Genomic DNA, 18,773 nt, shown 5'->3' on the forward strand with positions numbered 1-18,773 from the left:
CCCGCCTGGCCGCGAGGGGCGCGCCCATCGCCACCGGCGGTTATCTGCCGCCCTTGCTGGCGGCCGTCGAAAATAGCGACGCGGCGATGGTCAAGCTGCTGCTGAGTCTGGGCGCCGATCCGCTGGGCGGGGAATTTCCCGTATTGAAGATGGCGCAGCAACGGGCGTCGACGCCGGAAAGTAAGGCGGTGCTGAGCTTGCTGAAGGCGGCCGCCGCGGCGCGCAAGCCTGCGGCCGCCGCACCGTTGCCGCAATAGCGTTTGCCTGGTCGGCATGCGTCATCTTGCCCGGCGACAACGCCGGGTTTTAGCGGCCTGGCGAGTCGTTTTCCTGCAACAGAACGGGGATCAAGGCGCTGCCGATGCTATAATTCTGGCCCCGGCGCCTCCTGCCCCATCCTTGCGGACGGCGCCAGCAGACGCGGTTGTATTTAAGTTTCATATCCAGCACTCGTCCGCGTCTCAAGGCCAGCGCATCCGCGATGCCAGCCACCTTCAGAGCGTCCCCTTCGGGCCGGGCGCCTGAGCCACGCGCACCGCCAGCGGTGCACCATTCACGGCGGAATCAACGCGGCGCATCATTGCACGCCGCTGCCGCCACAGCTTAGCCAGGAATCTTGCTGCCTGGCCAGTCGTCTTTCGATACGGCACTCCCCAGCGCGCCTTTGGCGCCTGTGGCCGCGCCATGGCCGCGCGCTTTCCCGGTTTTGCCTTGACAAGGAAACCAGCATGAAAAAAATCTCGATCACCGTCGGCCTCGTGTCGACCATCGCCACCGTGGGCGCCTTGCCTGCGGCCCACGCCCAATCATCCGTTGATGTGTATGGCTTGATGGATGCGGGCCTGGTGCAGGAAGGCGGCGTCAGCAAGCTCACCAGCGGCGTGTCGGCCGGCTCGCGCCTGGGCTTGCGCGGCACGGAATCGCTGGGCAATGGCTTGCAAGCCGTGTTCACCCTGGAAGCGGGCGTCCTGAGCGACACGGGCCGCTCCGACCAGGCCGGGCAATTGTTCGGCCGCCAGGCGTTTGTCGGCCTCAACAGCCCACTGGGCATGCTGACCGTGGGCCGCCAGTACAATCTGCAAAGCCAGGCGCTGACCGACGTGGCCGATCCATTCGAAGGCGGCCTGGCTGGCGCGGCGACCAACCTGGCCGGCTATTCGGCCACGCGCATCGACAATACCGTGCGCTACACCTCGCCCGAATGGCGTGGCGTCACGGCCACCGTCATGTATGGTGCCGGCGAGCACACGGGGATTGTGGCAGATCAGCGTTCGCTGGGCCTGGCCCTCGGCTATGTCAACGGTCCGCTGACCCTGCGCCTGGCGCGCCAGAGCCGTGCCGGCGAACCGGGCAAGGCCGACGTGAACAACACGATTTTGGCCGGTAACTACAACTTCGGCGTGGCCACGGCGTTTGCCGGCTATGGCCGCAACACGGGCGACGGCAGCACCATGTTCTTTGCGGAAAACCCGTACGGCGCGGCGCAGGCGCCGGCCCAGTCGACGGACAGCCGCGACGCCATCGTCGGCGTGTCCGTGCCACTGGGCGCGACGACCTTGCTGGCCTCGTACGTGCACAAGGATGACCGTGACGCAGCCAACCGCGACGCGCGGCAGCTGGCCATCGGCGCCACGTATGCCTTATCCAAGCGCAGCAAGGTGTATCTTGCCTACGCGCATATCCGCAACCGCAACGACGCCGCCTACATGGTGGGCAATGCCACCGAAGTGGGCAGCGGCAACCGCGCCTTCAACGTCGGCCTGCGCCACGCGTTTTAAGCGGGCAGCATGTTGCCTTCGAGCAGCAATGTTTCGAAGGCGGCGGCGGCCAGCGGGCGGCTGAACAGGTAGCCCTGCATCTGGTCGCAGCCGTGCTGGCGCAGGAAGGCCAGTTGCTGCGCCGTTTCCACGCCTTCGGCGATGACTTTCAGGCGCAAGCTGTGCGCCAGCGCGATGATGGCTTGCACGATGGCCGCGTCGTCGTTGCTGTGCGTGATGTCGCTGACGAAGGACTTGTCGATCTTCAATACGTCGATGGGGAAATGGCGCAAGTGCGCCAGGCTTGAATAGCCTGTGCCGAAGTCATCTATCGACAGTTGCAAGCCCAGCGTCTTGAGCTTGCCCATGGTGCTGATCGCCTGTTCCACATCCTGCATCATCATGCTTTCCGTCAGTTCCAGCTCGAGGAAACGCGCTTCCAGGCCCGTCACGGCCAGAATTTCCCGCACCGATTGCAGCAAGCCGCTTTGCCGGAATTGCCGGGCAGACAAATTCACTGCCAGGCGCAAGCCACCCAGTCCCTGCCGTTGCCATGTTTTTGCCTGCGCGCACGCCGTCTGCAGCACCCACGCGCCGATGGGCACGATCAAGCCCATTTCTTCGGCCAGGTGGATGAAGTCGCCGGGCGCGATGGCGCCCAGAGTGGGATGCTGCCAGCGCAGCAGCGCTTCCATGCCGACGATCCTGCCGCTGTCGAGTTCCACCTGCGGCTGGTAAACGAGGTGGAACTGGCCACGCTCGAGTGCATGGCGCAATTCGCTTTCCAGGCTTAAGCGGGCCAGCATGCTGGCATTCATGGCCGGCGCGTAGCTTTGCCAATGGTTGCGTCCCTGCTCCTTGGCCCGGTACATGGCGATGTCGGCATGCTTGATCAGGGTTTCCGCGCTGTCGCCATCGTCGGGATAGGTGGCCACGCCCATGCTGCATGTAAGAAAGAATTCATGGCCGCCCACCTGCAGTGGCTGGGCCACCGTGTCCAGCACGCGCTGCAGGATGAGCTGGCCAGGTTCGCTGTTCGTGTGTTGCGGCAGCAGCAGGACGAATTCGTCGCCGCCCAGGCGCGCCACCGTATCGACTTCGCGCGTGGCGGCGCGCAGGCGGTCGGCGATCAGTTTCAGCAGGGTATCGCCCGCGTCGTGGCCCAGGGTGTCATTGACGAATTTGAAACGGTCGAGGTCGATGAAGACCACCCACAGGGGCAGGGTGCTGCGGCGCGCCACGGCCATCGCCTGTTCCAGCCGTTCGCGCAGCAGCAAACGGTTGGCCAGTCCCGTCAGGATATCGTGGCGGGACTGGAATTCCAGTTCCTGCTCGAAGCGCATGACGGTGCTGATGTCGTATTGCGCCACCACGAAGTGGCTGACGGCGCCATCGCCCTCGTCGCGCACGGGAGCGACGAACAGCTCGCTCCAGTAAGTGCTGCCATCCTTGCGGAAATTGCGCACGATGGCCTTGCCTTCGCGCTGTTCGTGCAAGGCTGCGCTGATGGCGTGCATGTCCTGGCGCGCATGTTCCGGCCCCTGCAGATCCTCCAGGCGCTGGCCGATGACGTCGCCGGCCGCATAGCCGGTGATGCGTTCGAAGGCGGGATTGACGTATTCGATCAGGTAGCCTGGCGCATCGGCGCTGCACAGGATGATGGCATTGGCCGACACTTCGATGATGCGCTCGCGCAGGCGCAGCGACTTTTCATTGCGCATGCGCGCAGCGATGTCTTCGGACAGGCGCAAATTGGCAAACTGCAGCGCCGCCGTGCGTTCGCCCGTGATGCGGGCAATGACCGAATTGCGCGACACCAGCTGATACACATACGCCGCCGCCAGCAGGCTCGACAGCACACCGCCCAGCAGCACATACAGCGAGCCGCGATGGTTGGCGTCCAGGCTCATGCCTTTGGCCGGCAGCAGGGCGGCGCCCACGGTGTGCCCGCTGGCGTGGTACTGCAGCAGCAGCCGTGCGCTTTCCGCTTCGATCTGGCGCGCCGAGGCGTAGCACAGCGCTGTCAGGCACAGTCCGAACGCCAGGGTGAGCAGGGCCGAGGTGGAAACGGAAATGGAGATGCGTTTGAAGAATGATTGCATGGTGACGTCCCGTGGCAGCGCCGGTGCCGATCCATGATCAGGCAGGCCGGGCAGTGACCGACTGTAGGGTGCGCGGCGAAATGTCGTCCGTTCGCTACCGAACGGACGGCGATGCTGACAAGAAATATAGTCGGGTCACTGTGCCAGCGCTGTGTTACGCTGCACCACATGGCGCCCCTCGTTCGGACGCCTTTCAACTATCCCCTAGCTGACGACTGGAAAACAGGAAACCTGCCCATGTCGAGTCCGCATGCCCAGCTGCACAACCCGAATCAAAACCATTTGCTCGCCGCCATGCTCGACGCCGATTTCGCGCGCCTGGCTCCCCACCTGGAGCAAGTATCGATGCTGCTCGGTGACGTGATCTACGATTCGGGCGACAAGCTGCAGCATGTGTATTTCCCCACCACGGCCATCGTTTCCATTCACTACCTGCTGGAAAACGGCGGCTCGTCGGAAATTGCCGGCGTCGGCAATGAAGGCGTCGTGGGCGTGTCGCTGTTCATGGGCGGCAACTCGACGCCGAGCCGCGCCGTCGTGCAGACGGGCGGCGTCGGCTACCGGCTGAAGGCGCATTTGCTGATGGAAGAATTCGACCGCGCCGGTCCTGTCATGCGCTTGCTGCTGCGTTATACGCAAGCCTTGATCACGCAAATGTCGCAGACGGCCGTGTGCAACCGCCACCATACGGTGGAGCAACAATTGTGCCGCTGGCTGCTGCTGACCATGGACCGCCTGCCGAACCGCGAGCTGACCATGACGCAGGAGTTGATTGCCAACATGCTGGGCGTGCGCCGCGAAGGCGTGACGGAAGCGGCCGGGCGTTTGCAGACGCGCGGCTTCATCAGCTACCGTCGCGGCCATATTTCCGTGCTGGACCGCGCCGGCCTCGAAGGCCATGTGTGCGAATGCTATGGCGTGGTCAAAAAGGAATTCGCGCGCCTGTTGTCGGACGTGCGCCAGCGCCAGGCGCGCTGAACACCGCATCTTCTCTCTATCGTTGTCACAGCCCAGGCTACCTCATGCAATCTGTTGAAAACATTCCTCCGCGCGCACCGTCGCGCTGGCCCATGGCGCTGGCGTTTTCGTTCAGCGCCATCGGGCTGCTGGCCATCGGGCTGCTGGCCTGGCGCGCGCCGTTCGAAACGGCCTGCGTCATCGATGCGCTGGTCTTTTTGCTGCTGATGCTGCTCGTGGCGCTGTACCGGCGCACCCTGGCGGCCAGCCTGCCGCGCCAGCTGCTCAAGGCGGGCGCCTTGCAGGATGCGATTTTCAACAGCGCCAATTTCTCGTGCATCGCCACCGATGCGCAGGGCGTGATCCAGATTTTCAACGTGGGCGCCGAACGCATGCTGGGCTATGCGGCGAGCGACGTGGTCGACAAGCTGACGCCGGCTGGTATTTCCGATGCGCAAGAAATCGTCGCGCGCGCGGCCGCCCTCAGTGCCGAACTCGATACCGTCATCACGCCTGGCGTGGAAACGCTCGTGTTCAAGGCCACGCGCGGCATCGAAGACATTTATGAACTGACGTATATCCGCAAGGATGGCAGCCGCTTCCCCGCCATCGTCTCCGTGACGGCCTTGCGCGATGCGCAAAGCAAGGTCATCGGCTACCTGCTGATCGGCACGGACAACACGGCACGCAAGCAGGTCGAGGCGGAACAGGCCTTGCTGGACCAGCGCCTGCAGGAGCAGCAGGCGTACACCCGTTCGCTGGTCGAGACCAACAATGCGGAGTTGAAGAAGGCGCGCCAGGTGGCGGAAAAGGCCAACCGCGCCAAGTCCGAATTCCTGTCGAGCATGAGCCACGAATTGCGCACGCCGCTCAATGCCGTGCTGGGCTTTGCGCAGCTGATGGCGTCCGACGTGCCGCCACCGAGCCCGCCGCAGCAGCGCTCGATCGAGCAAATCCTCAAGGGTGGCTGGTACCTCTTGCGTTTGATTAATGAAATCCTCGACCTGGCCATGATCGAATCGGGCAAGGTCACCTTGTCGCAGGAAGCCATGTCCTTGCTCGACGTGTTGCAGGATTGCCAGGCGATGATCGCGCCGCAGGCGGAAAAGCGCGGCATCCGCATGCAATTCCCCCGCTGCGGCGAAGCTTACTTTGTGCATGCGGATCGCACGCGCGTGAAACAGGTGATGGTCAACCTGCTGTCGAACGCCATCAAGTACAACCAGAGCGGCGGCGCCGTCACCGTCGACTGCAGCCAGCGCGGCGGCAAGGTGCGGGTCAGCGTGCGCGACAGCGGCGCCGGCCTCGATGCGGGCCAGGTGGCCCAGCTGTTCCAGCCCTTCAATCGCCTGGGACAGGAAAACAGCACGGAAGAGGGCACGGGCATCGGCCTCGTCGTCACCAAGCAGCTGGTCGAATTGATGGGTGGCACCATCGGCGTCGACAGCACGGTCGGCGTGGGCACCACGTTCTGGTTCGAGCTGGCCGCCAGCAGCGCGCCGGCCCTGGTGCTGGGCGATGGCGACGCGCTGCCGCAGGTGCAGGTGCCGCAGGAAAGCCAGCGCACCTTGCTGTACGTGGAAGACAATCCCGCCAATCTGGCGCTGGTGGAGCAATTGATCGCCCGCCGCAGCGATTTGAAATTGCTCACGGCCATCGATGCGCACCTGGGCATCGACCTGGCGCGCACGTATCAGCCGGACGTGATCCTGATGGACATCAACCTGCCCGGCATCAGCGGCTTTGGCGCCTTGCACATCCTGCATGACGACCCGCTGACGAGCCATATTCCCGTGATGGCCCTGTCGGCCAACGCCGTGCCGCGCGACATCGAGAAGGGCCTGGAAGCGGGCTTCTTCCGCTACCTGACCAAGCCGATCAAGGTCGTCGAATTCATGGATGCACTTGACGTGGCCCTGCACCATGCGGCCGCGCACGGCCTGGCCGACGACATTCACGCAGTACGCTAATTCAGCATTTATTTTTAGGAATACCGCCATGCTTCAAGCCACCGAGATCCTGAACGCCAGCATCCTCATCGTCGATGACCAGGAGGCGAACGTCATGCTGCTGGAACAGGTGCTGCGCAATGCCGGTTATACGCGCATCACCTCCACCATGGACCCGCAAGCCGTGCACGCGCTGCACCAGCAGCACCGCTACGACCTGATCCTGCTCGACTTGCAAATGCCGGAAATGGATGGTTTTGAAGTCATGGAAGGCTTGCGCGACATCGAAGCGGGCAGCTACCTGCCCGTGCTGGTGATCACGGCCCAGCCGGGCCACAAGCTGCGCGCGCTGCAAGCGGGCGCCAAGGATTTCGTCAGCAAACCGTTCGACCTGGTGGAAGTCAAGACGCGCATCCACAACATGCTGGAAGTGCGCCTGCTGTACCAGAAGCTGGCCGAATACAACAAGTCGCTGGAGCAGATGGTGGAAGAGCGCACGGCGGAGTTGCGCGAAAGCGAAGCGCGTTTCCAGCGCTTCACGGAACTGTCGTCCGACTGGTACTGGGAGCAAGATGCGCAGGGCAACCTGACGCGCTTTTCCGGCCCCGTGGCTGAAATGCTGGGCATCGGCAGCGAGCAAGAGCCACAGCGCTGGAATGCCACCGAGCGGGCCTTGCTCGACGCAAAAATTGCCGCGCGCGAACCGTTTCTCGATTTCATCTATAGCCGCGCCAACCTCGACGGCAGCACGCAGTATCTGCAAGTGAGCGGCGAGCCGATGTTCGACAATGGCAGCCGCTTCATCGGCTACCGCGGCATCGGCCTCGATGTCACGGAGCGCCATCGCATTGCCTGATTTATACTGGGTGCTATCGATACTGACCAGGAAAAATCATGACTGACAAATCAACGCCGCAATACTGGTTCCCCGCCAAGACCTATGGCTGGGGCTGGGGATTGCCCATCACCTGGCAGGGCTGGCTGGTCTTTTTGAGCGCGCTGGCGCTGTTCGCCTGCGGCGCCTTCCTGTTCCCGCCGCAAACCATGCTGGTGGGCTACATCGTCTATGAAGTGGCCATCGTTGCCGCGCTCATTTTCATCTGCCAGCTGAAGGGTGAACCGACCAGCTGGCGCTGGGGCAAGAAGAAGTAAGGGCGATGTACAAAGACGACACCTGCAAGAAATCATCTGGCCGCGCGGCGTGAACCGCGTATAATTGGCTCGCTGCCGCAAGGCGGCAAACGCTAGGGGTCCTGCCTTTCGCTGTGGAAACACGGTGCAAGCGCGGGTGAGAAATACCCTCCGAACCTGATCTGGATAATGCCAGCGAAGGGAAGCTTTAGGATGAACGCACCCCGCCTTTCCGCGTGCGTAATTCCGAACCTCCTTAGCTGGCTCCAGGCTTAAAACAAGTCTAGCCAAGGAGCCAAAATGAACGCCAACCCGAAATTCCTCTCCGCCACCGCCACGGTCGACGAAGCCGCCATCGCGCCGCTGCCCAATTCGCGCAAGATTTACGTGCAGGGCAGCCGCCCCGACATCCGCGTGCCCATGCGCAGAATCAGCCAGTCCGACACGGAAGCGTCGTTCGGCGGCGAAAAGAATCCGCCGATCTACGTCTACGACACGTCCGGCCCGTACACGGATCCGGACGTGAACATCGACATCCGCTCGGGTCTCGATACGCCGCGCCTGCCGTGGATCGTCGAACGTGCCGACACGGAAGAATTGTCCGGCCCGACCTCCGATTACGGCATCGCCCGCCTGGCGGACCCGAAACTGGCCGAGCTGCGTTTCAACCTGCACCGCAAGCCGCGCCGCGCCATCGCCGGCAAGAACGTGACGCAAATGCATTACGCGAGGCGCGGCATCATCACGCCGGAAATGGAATTCGTCGCCATCCGCGAAAACATGCGCCGCCAGGAATATTTGCGCGAGCTGAAAGCCTCCGGCCCCATGGGCGAGCGCCTGGCCGACCTGATGGGCCGCCAGCATCCGGGCCAGTCGTTCGGCGCCAGCATTCCGTTTGACATCACGCCGGAATTCGTGCGCGAGGAAATCGCCCGCGGCCGCGCCATCATCCCCGCCAACATCAACCACCCGGAAGTCGAGCCGATGATTATCGGCCGCAATTTCCTGGTGAAGATCAACGCGAATATCGGCAACTCCGCCGTCACCTCGTCGATAGGCGAGGAAGTGGAAAAGATGACCTGGGCCATCCGCTGGGGCGGCGACAACGTGATGGATCTGTCCACAGGCAAGCACATCCACGAAACGCGCGAATGGATCGTGCGCAACAGCCCCGTGCCGATCGGCACCGTACCGATTTACCAGGCGCTGGAAAAGGTCAATGGCAAGGCCGAAGATTTAACTTGGGAAATCTTCCGCGATACTCTCATTGAACAGGCCGAGCAGGGCGTCGATTATTTCACCATCCACGCAGGCGTGCTGCTGCGCTATGTGCCGATGACGGCCAAGCGCCTGACGGGCATCGTCTCGCGCGGCGGCTCCATCATGGCGAAATGGTGCCTGGCGCATCACCAGGAATCGTTCCTGTACACGCATTTCGAAGAGATCTGCGAAATCATGAAGGCGTATGACGTGTCGTTTTCGCTGGGCGACGGCTTGCGTCCCGGCTCCATCTATGACGCCAACGACGAGGCGCAGCTGGGCGAGCTGAAAACCCTGGGTGAGCTGACGCAAGTCGCCTGGAAGCACGACGTGCAAGTGATGATCGAGGGGCCGGGCCACGTGCCGATGCAGTTGATCAAGGAAAACATGGACTTGCAGCTGGAACAGTGCGGCGAAGCGCCGTTCTATACGCTGGGGCCATTGACCACCGATATTGCGCCCGGCTACGACCACATCACCTCGGGCATTGGCGCGGCCATGATCGGCTGGTACGGCACGGCCATGCTGTGCTACGTGACGCCGAAGGAACACCTGGGCCTGCCCAACAAGGCCGATGTGAAAGACGGCATCATCACCTACAAGATTGCGGCGCACGCGGCCGACCTGGCCAAGGGCCATCCGGGCGCGCAAATCCGCGACAACGCCCTGTCGAAAGCCCGCTTTGAATTCCGCTGGGATGACCAGTTCAACATCGGCCTGGACCCGGACAAGGCGCGTGAATTCCACGATGAAACCCTGCCCAAGGATTCGGCCAAGGTGGCGCATTTCTGCTCCATGTGCGGCCCGCATTTCTGTTCGATGAAGATCACCCAGGAAGTGCGCGAATACGCGGCCGGCATGGGCATCGCGGAAGACAAGGCACTCAAGCAGGGCATGGAAATCAAGGCCATCGAATTCATCAAGAACGGCGCCGAGCTGTACCGCAAGGTCTGAAGGAGAGCGTGATGCCTGCATTGATATCCATCACGCTCAACGGCGCACCGCACCAGGTGCCGCCGGGGCAAACCCTCGACCAATTGATCGCCGCCCTGTCGCTGGAAAACCAGGCGCTGGCGCTGGCCGTCAACCGCAATGTCGTGCCGCGCAAGGCGTGGCCGGGACAGGTCTTGCAAATACAAGACCAAGTGGAAATCGTCCGCGCCATCGGCGGCGGCTGAAAACGTCCAAGCAAACCTACTGCGCGCCGCGCTTTGGGGCCTGCGATGCTCACCGTGCTCAAGCACGGTTGCGCTTCTCGGCCACAAATCGTCGCCGCTCGCTACGGTTTTCTTCGGACGTTTAAAAATTTAAGGAAGAACACATGAATACCGCAACACATAACGACCTGCTGACCATCGCAGGCAAACAGTATCAATCACGCTTGCTGGTCGGTAGCGGCAAGTACAAGGACTTGCCGCAGACGCGCGAAGCGACGGATGCGGCCGAGGCGCAAATCATCACGGTGGCGATCCGCAGGGTGAATATCGGGCAAGACCCGAACGCGCCCAGCCTGCTCGATGTCGTGCCGCCGGACCAGTACACGATTTTGCCGAACACGGCCGGCTGCTACAACGCGAAAGACGCCGTCTACACCTTGCAACTGGCGCGGGAACTCTTGGGCGGGCGCAATCTGGTGAAACTGGAAGTGCTCGGTGATGAAAAGACCCTGTTTCCGCACATGCCGGAAACCTTGATTGCGGCCGAAGCGCTGGTCAAGGATGGCTTTGACGTGATGGTCTACTGCAGCGACGACCCGATCCAGGCGAAGATTCTGGAAGACATCGGCTGCGTGGCTGTCATGCCGCTGGCCTCCTTGATCGGCTCGGGCATGGGCATCTTGAATCCGTGGAACTTGTCGCTGATCATCGACCAGGCGAAAGTGCCCGTGCTCGTCGATGCTGGCGTGGGTACGGCGTCCGATGCGGCCATTGCCATGGAACTCGGTTGCGATGGCGTGCTGATGAATACAGCCATTGCCGGCGCGCGCGACCCCGTGCGCATGGCGCGTGCGATGAAGCTGGCCGTGCGGGCAGGTCGCGAAGCATTTCTGGCGGGCCGCATGCCGCGCAAGTTTGCCGCCTCGCCATCGTCGCCGATGGCGGGCCGCCTGGCGTGATGGTGCCGATGCGCCGCACTGTTCTCGTGTTTGCCGGCGCCGACCCGTCGGGTGGCGCCGGCATCGCCGCCGATATCGTGGCCATTGCCGCGCAGGGCGCGCATGCCTTGCCCGTCATCACGGCGCTGACGGTGCAGGACAACGACAGGGTCTTTGGCGTCGAGCCGGTGGCGCCGGAACTGTTGCGCCGTCAGGCGCTGGCGCTGATCGACAAGATGGCCATTCACGCCGTGAAGATCGGCATTCCCGGCAGCGCCGCGAATGCGGCCGTCATCGCGCAACTGATTGCGCAATTGAAGCTACTCCGGCCGGATTTGCCTGTCGTGCTCGATCCCGTGCTGGCCAGCGGCCATGGCGACGTGCTGAGCCGCGACGACGCCGTACAGGCGCTGGCGCCCTTGCTGCCGGTGACGACCGTCATCGTACCGAACGGGCCGGAAGCGCTGGCCCTGGGTGGCGAGGACAACTTGCTTGCGCAAGGCTGTCAGAACGTGCTGGTGACGGGCGGCCATGGCGTAGGCGAGGTGATCGTCAACCGCTGGTTTGACGGCGCTGGCGGCGAGCGCGAGTGGCGCTGGCCCCGCTTGCCCGGTGAATTTCACGGCAGCGGCTGCACCCTGGCGTCGGCCATCGCGGCGCGCCTGGCATTGGGCCAGGCGTTGCCCGAAGCGCTGGATCTGGCGCAACGCTATTGCCACGCGGCGCTGGCCGGCGCGTATGCGATTGCGCCAGGTCAACTCATGCCGCAACGATTTTTTACATAAGGAAAACATCATGCGTGGACTGTATCTGGTCACCCCAAACTGGGATGACACCGACCGCCTGCTCGACGTGAGCGAGCAAGCCTTGCAGGAAGGCGTGGCCCTGCTGCAATACCGCCACAAGAGTGCCGAGGCGGAGCAGCGGCGCGAACAGGCGGGCGCCTTGCTGGCGCTGGCCCGCAAATATGGCGTGCCTTTCATCATCAATGATTTTGTCGAGCTGTGCGAAGAACTCGACGCGGACGGCGTGCACGTGGGCGGCACGGATGCGTCCGTGGCGCAGGTGCGCGCGCGCCTGGGCAAGGACAAAATCATCGGCGCCTCGTGCTATGGCGACATGGCCCTGGCAAGGACGGCTGAGGCCGGCGGCGCCAGCTACGTGGCCTTCGGCGGCTTTTATCCGTCGCTGGTCAAAAAATACCCGCTCACGACACCATTGGATATCGTGCTGCAAGCCAAGCGCGAGATCGCCTTGCCGTGCGTGGTGATCGGCGGCATGACGCCGGAGAACGCGGCGCCGCTGGCCGCGCGCGGCGCCGACATGGTGGCGGCCATCACTAGCGTCTATCAAGCGGACGATGTGGATATTGCGGTGCAGCAATTCAATCAATTGTTTGCGGCATGAGCGTGGGCGTGCAGGGCTGGTTTGGGGCAGTAATCGGCATATAATATGAGCATCATTCATTACCGAGGTCCCCCACCCATGAGTCAGCCAGCCGCCGCGAAACGCCTTATCCTGATCGTTGACGATGACCAGCTCCTGTTGGAATTCCTCGGCGAAGTCCTGCGCCATGCCGGCTACGAGACGGCCCTGGCCCATTCGGCCGAAGTGGCGTTGCAGCTGATCGCCCAGCGCGAGCCGGATCTGGCCTTGCTCGACATCCATATGCCGGGCATGTCCGGCCTGGAACTGGCCAAGCGCCTGCATGGCGAAACGGCCGTGCCATTCATGTTCCTGTCCGGCAGCGGCGACAGCGAATCGGGCAAGCAGGCGGCCGCCTACGGCGCCGTCGGTTACGTGGTGAAACCCGTCGATGAAGCCCGCTTGATGCCCGCCTTCGAAGCGGGCCTGGCGCGCGCCGATGAAATCCGCCAGCTGCGCCGCACCGAGCTGAACCTGAACGCGGCCCTGGCCGCCGGCCGCGAAACGAGCCTGGCCGTTGGCTTGCTGATGGGCAAATTCCAGACGGACCGCAACACGGCTTTCGAAGTGCTGCGCGACCACGCCCGTTCCAGCCGCCGCAAGATCAATGAAATCGCCAGCCAGCTGCTGCTGGCCGAGGAAACCCTGAACGGCCTGCACGGCGCCTTCCTCAACCGCGCGAAAGCCAAGTAAACGTTTCAACCATACACAGGACACACATGAAAACCAAAGCAGCGATTGCATGGAAGGCGGGCGCGCCTTTGACGATCGAAGAAGTCGACCTGGCCGGCCCGCGCGAGGGCGAGGTACTGGTCGAAATCAAGGCCACCGGCATTTGCCACACCGATTACTACACCCTGTCGGGCGCCGATCCGGAAGGCATCTTCCCATCGATCCTCGGCCATGAAGGGGCCGGCATCGTCGTCGACGTGGGTCCGGGCGTGAAAAGCCTGAAAAAGGATGACCACGTCATTCCCCTGTACACGCCGGAATGCCGCCAGTGCAAATTCTGCCTGTCGCAAAAAACCAATTTGTGCCAGTCGATCCGCTCGACCCAGGGCCGCGGCCTGATGCCGGACGCGACCTCGCGCTTTTCCATCGACGGTAAACCCATCTTCCACTACATGGGCACCTCGACCTTCTCCAACTACATCGTCGTGCCGGAAATTGCTCTCGCCAAGATCCGCGAAGACGCACCGTTCGATAAAGTCTGCTACATCGGCTGCGGCGTCACCACCGGCGTGGGCGCCGTGCTGTTTACGGCCAAGGTCGAGGCGGGCGCCAACGTGGTCGTGTTCGGCCTGGGCGGCATCGGCCTGAACGTGATCCAGGCGGCCAAGATGGTCGGCGCGGACAAGATCATCGGCGTCGACATCAACCCGGCGCGCCAGGAAATCGCGCGCAAGTTCGGCATGACGCATTTCGTCAACGCCAACGAGGTGGAAAACGTGGTCGACACCATCGTGCAGCTGACGGACGGCGGCGCCGACTATTCGTTTGAATGCATCGGCAACACCACCACCATGCGCCAGTCGCTCGAGTGCTGCCACAAGGGCTGGGGCCAGTCCATCATCATCGGCGTGGCCGCGGCCGGCCAGGAAATTTCCACCCGTCCGTTCCAGCTGGTGACGGGGCGCGTGTGGAAAGGTTCCGCTTTCGGCGGCGCGCGCGGCCGCACGGACGTGCCGAAGATCGTCGACTGGTATATGGAAGGCAAGCTCAATATCGACGATTTGATCACGCACCGTTTGAAGCTCGACGATATCAACCAGGGTTTTGACCTGATGAAGAGCGGTGAGTCGATCCGTTCCGTCGTGTTGTACTAATATAAATACGCCGTACCACGGCGTTTTGCGGAGGCTGCGGCCTCCGTTTTTTTTGCCCGCTTGCCATCCATCGTCCATGTCTGCCATCCAGGCAGGTCTTTTTGCAGCCTGTCGCATCGCGCTGGAGCCGTGCTCCACCCGCCGCTAAAGTCAATGCTCCACTACTTTTGCGACGAGGCAGCCATGTCCACTTCCCACCGTTTGATCCTCAGCCTGGCCGGTATCCTGCTTGGCGGCAGCGCTCTGGCCGTGCAGCCGCCGCAGCCGCCCGCGCCACCGGCCCCGCCAGCCGCACCCAGCGTGCAGGTCAGCCGTTCGCTCGACAAGGGCGAAAGCTATGCGCTCGTCGATGGCGCCACGGATAGCGAGGGCGTCATCGTCGTCGACAGCGATATCCACTCGCAGCAGGTGGAAAAGCTCAAGCGCTCGATCAAGGGCCCGTTCCTGTGGTTCCGCGACCAGGGCCAGGCCTATGTGCTGCAGGATGCGGCCTTGCTGGGCAAGGTGCGCACGGCATGGCAGCCCTCGAGACAGCTCAGCAAGGAAATGAGCGCGCTCGGCGATCAAATGGGCGCGCATGGCAAGGCCATGGGCGAAATGGGCCGCAAGATGGGTGCCCGCAGCCTGGAAAAAGGCAGCGCGCGCGAGTCGGAGCAGCTGCGCGCGCTGGGCCGCCAGCAGCAGGAACTGGGCCGCAAGCTTGGCGACGCCTCGCGCCGCCAGGCGCTTGCAACGAGCGACACGGCGCGCCGCGCGGCCGAGCGCGACGTGGAGCGCCTGCAGCAGCAGATGGAAGATGCACAGGAAGAGATGGAAGAGATCAACGACCGCATCGCCGACGTGCACGAGCGCGAGGCCGAGAAAGTGGAGCAGATGTCGCGCCAGATGGAGCAGCGCAGCAAGCCGATGGAAGCGCTGGGCAAGCAAATGGGCGACCTGGGCCGCCAGCAGGAAAAAGTCGTCAAGATCGCCGACAAGACCACGCGCCAGGTGATCGCCCAGGCGCTCAGCGAAGGCAAGGCAAAGCTGGTGCGCTGAGTGCTGTGCCGAATCAGCGGGCCAGTGGCTTGCGCATCAGGCAGCGCAGCGCCGGATCGTGCCCGTCCTGCGCTTCGCGCGCCAGCTTGAGCGCATGCCCAGCGCCCAGCGCCACGGCCTCGATTTCGCTGAAGCCATGGCGCGCATAGTAGGGCGCGTTCCATGGCAGGTGGCGATACGTGCTCAGTGTCAGGCAGGCGCAGCCCAGCGCCCGGGCATGGGCCGCCGCCGCGTCGAGCAGGCGCGCGCCCAGTCCCTGCCGTTGCTGCGGCAGTGCAACGGACAATTCCACGATGAACAACTGGCCGTCGAGCGGCTGGGCGGCCAGGAAACCCGCTGGCGCATCCTGCCCATCGGCGGCCACCCACACGCCGCCATCCTGCTGCAGCGCCTGCAAGGTCTCCAGTGGCAAGGGTTCGCCATGCGCCAGCCAGGCCAGTTCGGGGCCGGCCTGGGCAAACAGGATTGCGGCGCTGCGTTCGACCTGGGCCAGCAACGGCAGGTCGGCACGGGTGGCCGCGCGGATGGTGTCGCTCATGGCGTGTTCCACACGGCCGCCACGGCGCGGTATTGTGCCGGCAACTGCCCCTTGGCGTCGTCCTCGCTGGCATACACGTCATCCTGCACGGTTTCCCACTGCGCGTCGCAGCTGAAACGGTAGACGCGCGCTTCGTCTGCGTAGCGGCATACGGCCAGGCCGTGGATGGCGGTGGGGGCGGCGCCGTCTTCACTGGCGACATGGCCGAAGGGCAGGTCGGACCAGGCCCAGGCCAGTACGCGGGCGCCGTCGAGGTGGCTGGGAGGTGTCATGGGATACAGGCTGCTGTGTCGGGACGCCGATTGTAGCGCGCACATGGAAAACTGGCGCGACCGCTGGACAAATGCACAGTATTTTTAGCCATGCCGGTATAATCATGGGATGCAAAATCTTCTTCACAACCTCAATCCCGAACAATTGGCTGCCGTCACCTTGCCGGCGCAACATGCGCTGATCCTGGCAGGCGCCGGTTCGGGCAAGACCCGCGTGCTGACCACCCGCATCGCGTGGCTGATCCAGACCCAGCAGGTATCGCCGCCCGGCATCCTGGCCGTGACGTTTACCAATAAAGCCGCCAAGGAAATGCTCACGCGTCTGTCGGCCATGCTGCCGATCAATACGCGCGGCATGTGGATCGGCACCTTCCACGGCCTGTGCAACCGCTTGCTGCGCACGCATTACCGCGATGCGGCCTTGCCGCAAACGTTCCAGATTCTCGATTCCCAGGATCAATTGTCGGTGATCAAGCGCTTGTTGAAGGCGAACAACATCGATGATGAAAAATTCCCGCCGAAGACGGTGATGTATTTCATCAACAATGCCAAGGATCAGGGCTTGCGCGCCACGGATGTGGAAGCGTACGACGCGCACGAGCGCAAGATGGTCGAGCTGTACCAGTTGTACGACGACCAGTGCCAGCGCGAAGGCGTCGTCGATTTTGCGGAATTGCTGCTACGCACGTATGAATTGCTGAGCCGCAACCAGCCGCTGCGTGAACACTACCAGGCGCGTTTCCGCCACATTCTCGTGGACGAGTTCCAGGATACGAACAACCTGCAATACAACTGGCTCAAATTGCTGGCCGGCCACGGCAGCCGCGATGGCGGCGCCCTGTTTGCCGTCGGCGACGATGACCAGAGCATCTACGCCTTCCGTGGCGCCAACGTGGGCAATATGAGCGCCTTCGAGCACGAGTTTCAGGTGAAGAACTTGATCAAGCTGGAGCAGAACTACCGCTCGCATGGTCACATCCTCGACAGTGCCAACGTGTTGATCGCGAACAATAGCAAGCGCCTGGGCAAGAATCTGCGCACGGATGCGGGCCATGGCGAGCAGGTGCGCGTGTATGAAGCCAGTTCCGACCTGCAGGAAGCGCAGTGGATCATCGAAGAGGCGAAAAGCCTGATCGCCGATGGCGCTTCGCGCAGCGAAATCGCGATTTTGTACCGTTCGAATGCGCAGTCGCGCGTGATCGAACATGCGCTGTTTTCGGCCGCGATTCCATATCACGTGTATGGCGGCCAGCGCTACTTCCAGCGCGCCGAGGTCAAGCACGCGATTGCCTATTTGCAGTTGATGGACAATCCGCACAACGATTCGGCCTTCTTGCGCGTGGTGAACTTCCCCACGCGCGGCATCGGCATGCGCTCAATCGAGCAATTGCAGGCCGCCTCGGAACAGTACGGCATTTCGCTGTATGCATCCGTGCCTTACGTGGCGGGCAAGGCGGGCAGCGTGCTGGCCGGCTTCGTCAAGCTGATCGAAGGCGTGCGCTTTGAAACGCAGCAATTGTCGCTGCCGGAAATGGTCAGAGTGGTGCTCGAAGCGAGTACTTTGCTGCAGCATTACCAGAACGAAAAAGAAGGCGCCGACCGCATCGAGAATCTGGAGCAGATGGTCAGCGCGGCCAGCCAGTTCATTTCCGAGGAAGGTTTTGGCCAGGGCGCACCGGCCCATCTGGGGCCAGCGGCCCAGGCCCAGTCGGGCGCGCCCGTCGTCAACCAGGATGGCATCGAAATCCTGGACGCGGACGCACCGCTGCCGGCCGTGATGTCGCCGCTCTCCGCCTTCCTGTCGCATGCGTCGCTGGAAGCGGGTGACAACCAGGCGCAGGCGGGCCAGGATGCGCTGCAGATGATGACGGTGCACTCGGCCAAGGGCCTGGAATTCGACAACGTGTTCATCACGGGCCTGGAAGAAGGCCTGTTCCCGCACGAAAGCAGCTCGAAGGAAGACAATGGCGTGGAAGAAGAACGTCGGCTGATGTACGTGGCCATCACGCGCGCGCGCAAGCGGCTGTACATGAGTTTTTCGCAGACGCGCATGCTGCACGGCCAGACGCGCTACAACATGAAGTCGCGTTTCTTCGATGAATTGCCGGAAGAATCGCTGAAATGGCTGTCGCCGAAGGTGCAGGCGAACTGGTTCGGCAACCGCAAGTCGGCCTGGGACGAGGCGCCGCGCGTGGCCAGCCTGGGGTCGGACAATGCGATTGCACAAAAGATCGCGCAAAAAGCCACGGGCGGCGGCTGGCGCATCGGTGAATCCGTGGCGCACGCCAAGTTCGGCGAAGGCGTGATCGTCAACATCGAAGGCGGCGGCGGCAATGCGCGCGCGCAGATCAATTTCGGACAGCACGGCATGAAGGTGCTGGATCTGGGGATTGCGAAGCTGGAAAGGCTGTGAAGGTCATCCG

At 63.0% G+C, this 18,773-nt stretch carries 18 protein-coding genes and 1 riboswitch; of the genes, 15 read left to right on the forward strand and 3 right to left on the reverse strand.

All coding sequences use genetic code 11. The annotated features are described in order from the left end of the window. Positions 1-257, forward strand: a 257-nt coding sequence (locus HWE17_RS05150) for an ankyrin repeat domain-containing protein (protein ID WP_176388043.1), incomplete at its 5' end; no start/stop codon positions are given. A gap of 471 nt (positions 258-728) precedes the next feature. Next, entirely contained in the window at positions 729-1,778 is a 1,050-nt protein-coding gene (locus tag HWE17_RS05155; RefSeq protein ID WP_035824610.1) for a porin, read from the forward strand. Here the strand turns inward: HWE17_RS05155 and HWE17_RS05160 are convergent. Continuing rightward, entirely contained in the window at positions 1,775-3,859 is a 2,085-nt protein-coding gene (locus HWE17_RS05160; RefSeq protein ID WP_176388044.1) for a bifunctional diguanylate cyclase/phosphodiesterase, read from the reverse strand. The two genes, HWE17_RS05155 and HWE17_RS05160, sit on opposite strands and share 4 nt — an antisense overlap. Positions 3,860-4,096: 237 nt before the next feature. On the opposite strand from HWE17_RS05160, the gene HWE17_RS05165 reads away from it, so the two are divergent. From HWE17_RS05165 to HWE17_RS05220, 12 genes are all read left to right on the forward strand, one after another. Beyond that, on the forward strand, positions 4,097-4,837 hold the full coding sequence (locus HWE17_RS05165; protein ID WP_035824612.1) for a Crp/Fnr family transcriptional regulator: 741 nt from the start codon (positions 4,097-4,099) through the stop codon (positions 4,835-4,837). Positions 4,838-4,881: 44 nt separating this feature from the next. Then, the gene (locus tag HWE17_RS05170; RefSeq protein WP_255206122.1) at positions 4,882-6,786 is read left to right on the forward strand and encodes an ATP-binding protein; all 1,905 of its coding nucleotides are present in this window, start codon (positions 4,882-4,884) and stop codon (positions 6,784-6,786) included. A 28-nt stretch (positions 6,787-6,814) separates the two neighbouring features. Further along, a complete protein-coding gene (locus HWE17_RS05175) occupies positions 6,815-7,621 on the forward strand; it encodes a response regulator (protein ID WP_176388045.1) in 807 nt (268 codons plus the stop codon). 38 nt (positions 7,622-7,659) lie between these two features. Next, the gene (locus HWE17_RS05180; protein ID WP_035824618.1) at positions 7,660-7,917 is read left to right on the forward strand and encodes a hypothetical protein; all 258 of its coding nucleotides are present in this window, start codon (positions 7,660-7,662) and stop codon (positions 7,915-7,917) included. Between the two features lie 84 nt (positions 7,918-8,001). Beyond that, positions 8,002-8,117, forward strand: a riboswitch (TPP riboswitch). 79 nt (positions 8,118-8,196) lie between these two features. Then, complete coding sequence (gene thiC / locus HWE17_RS05185; RefSeq protein ID WP_176388046.1) at positions 8,197-10,110, forward strand: phosphomethylpyrimidine synthase ThiC; 1,914 nt, start codon at positions 8,197-8,199, stop codon at positions 10,108-10,110. An 11-nt stretch (positions 10,111-10,121) separates the two neighbouring features. Further along, positions 10,122-10,334, forward strand: coding sequence for a sulfur carrier protein ThiS (gene thiS / locus HWE17_RS05190; RefSeq protein ID WP_176388047.1), 213 nt, complete (start codon positions 10,122-10,124; stop codon positions 10,332-10,334). A 143-nt stretch (positions 10,335-10,477) separates the two neighbouring features. Next, on the forward strand, positions 10,478-11,272 hold the full coding sequence (locus tag HWE17_RS05195; protein WP_176388048.1) for a thiazole synthase: 795 nt from the start codon (positions 10,478-10,480) through the stop codon (positions 11,270-11,272). Positions 11,273-11,280: 8 nt separating this feature from the next. After that, positions 11,281-12,036: a hydroxymethylpyrimidine/phosphomethylpyrimidine kinase gene (locus HWE17_RS05200; protein WP_176388049.1), complete on the forward strand. Its 756-nt coding sequence runs from the start codon at positions 11,281-11,283 to the stop codon at positions 12,034-12,036. Positions 12,037-12,046: 10 nt separating this feature from the next. Then, positions 12,047-12,658, forward strand: a complete 612-nt coding sequence (thiE, locus tag HWE17_RS05205) for a thiamine phosphate synthase (RefSeq protein WP_176388050.1) — start codon at positions 12,047-12,049, stop codon at positions 12,656-12,658. A gap of 78 nt (positions 12,659-12,736) precedes the next feature. Continuing rightward, positions 12,737-13,369 (forward strand): ANTAR domain-containing response regulator, encoded by a 633-nt coding sequence (locus HWE17_RS05210; RefSeq protein ID WP_035824626.1) that lies wholly within the window; start codon positions 12,737-12,739, stop codon positions 13,367-13,369. Positions 13,370-13,395: 26 nt separating this feature from the next. After that, entirely contained in the window at positions 13,396-14,502 is a 1,107-nt protein-coding gene (locus HWE17_RS05215; RefSeq protein WP_152284325.1) for an S-(hydroxymethyl)glutathione dehydrogenase/class III alcohol dehydrogenase, read from the forward strand. Between the two features lie 183 nt (positions 14,503-14,685). Next, positions 14,686-15,540, forward strand: coding sequence for a hypothetical protein (locus HWE17_RS05220; RefSeq protein ID WP_176388051.1), 855 nt, complete (start codon positions 14,686-14,688; stop codon positions 15,538-15,540). A gap of 13 nt (positions 15,541-15,553) precedes the next feature. Here HWE17_RS05220 and HWE17_RS05225 read toward each other — a convergent pair whose 3' ends face one another. Both HWE17_RS05225 and HWE17_RS05230 read right to left on the reverse strand, forming a co-directional pair. Continuing rightward, positions 15,554-16,078, reverse strand: a complete 525-nt coding sequence (locus HWE17_RS05225; protein WP_176388052.1) for a GNAT family N-acetyltransferase — start codon at positions 16,076-16,078, stop codon at positions 15,554-15,556. Beyond that, positions 16,075-16,350, reverse strand: coding sequence for a hypothetical protein (locus HWE17_RS05230; RefSeq protein ID WP_176388053.1), 276 nt, complete (start codon positions 16,348-16,350; stop codon positions 16,075-16,077). The genes HWE17_RS05225 and HWE17_RS05230 overlap by 4 nt, the downstream gene beginning before the upstream one ends. Before the next feature lie 109 nt (positions 16,351-16,459). Here HWE17_RS05230 and HWE17_RS05235 point away from each other — a divergent pair, with 109 nt between their 5' ends. Continuing rightward, positions 16,460-18,763: a UvrD-helicase domain-containing protein gene (locus HWE17_RS05235; protein WP_034749150.1), complete on the forward strand. Its 2,304-nt coding sequence runs from the start codon at positions 16,460-16,462 to the stop codon at positions 18,761-18,763. Positions 18,764-18,773: the final 10 nt, after the last annotated feature.

The organism is Janthinobacterium sp. BJB401 (assembly GCF_013372745.1).
In the GTDB taxonomy this organism is placed as follows: Bacteria; Pseudomonadota; Gammaproteobacteria; order Burkholderiales; family Burkholderiaceae_D; genus Janthinobacterium; species Janthinobacterium rivuli.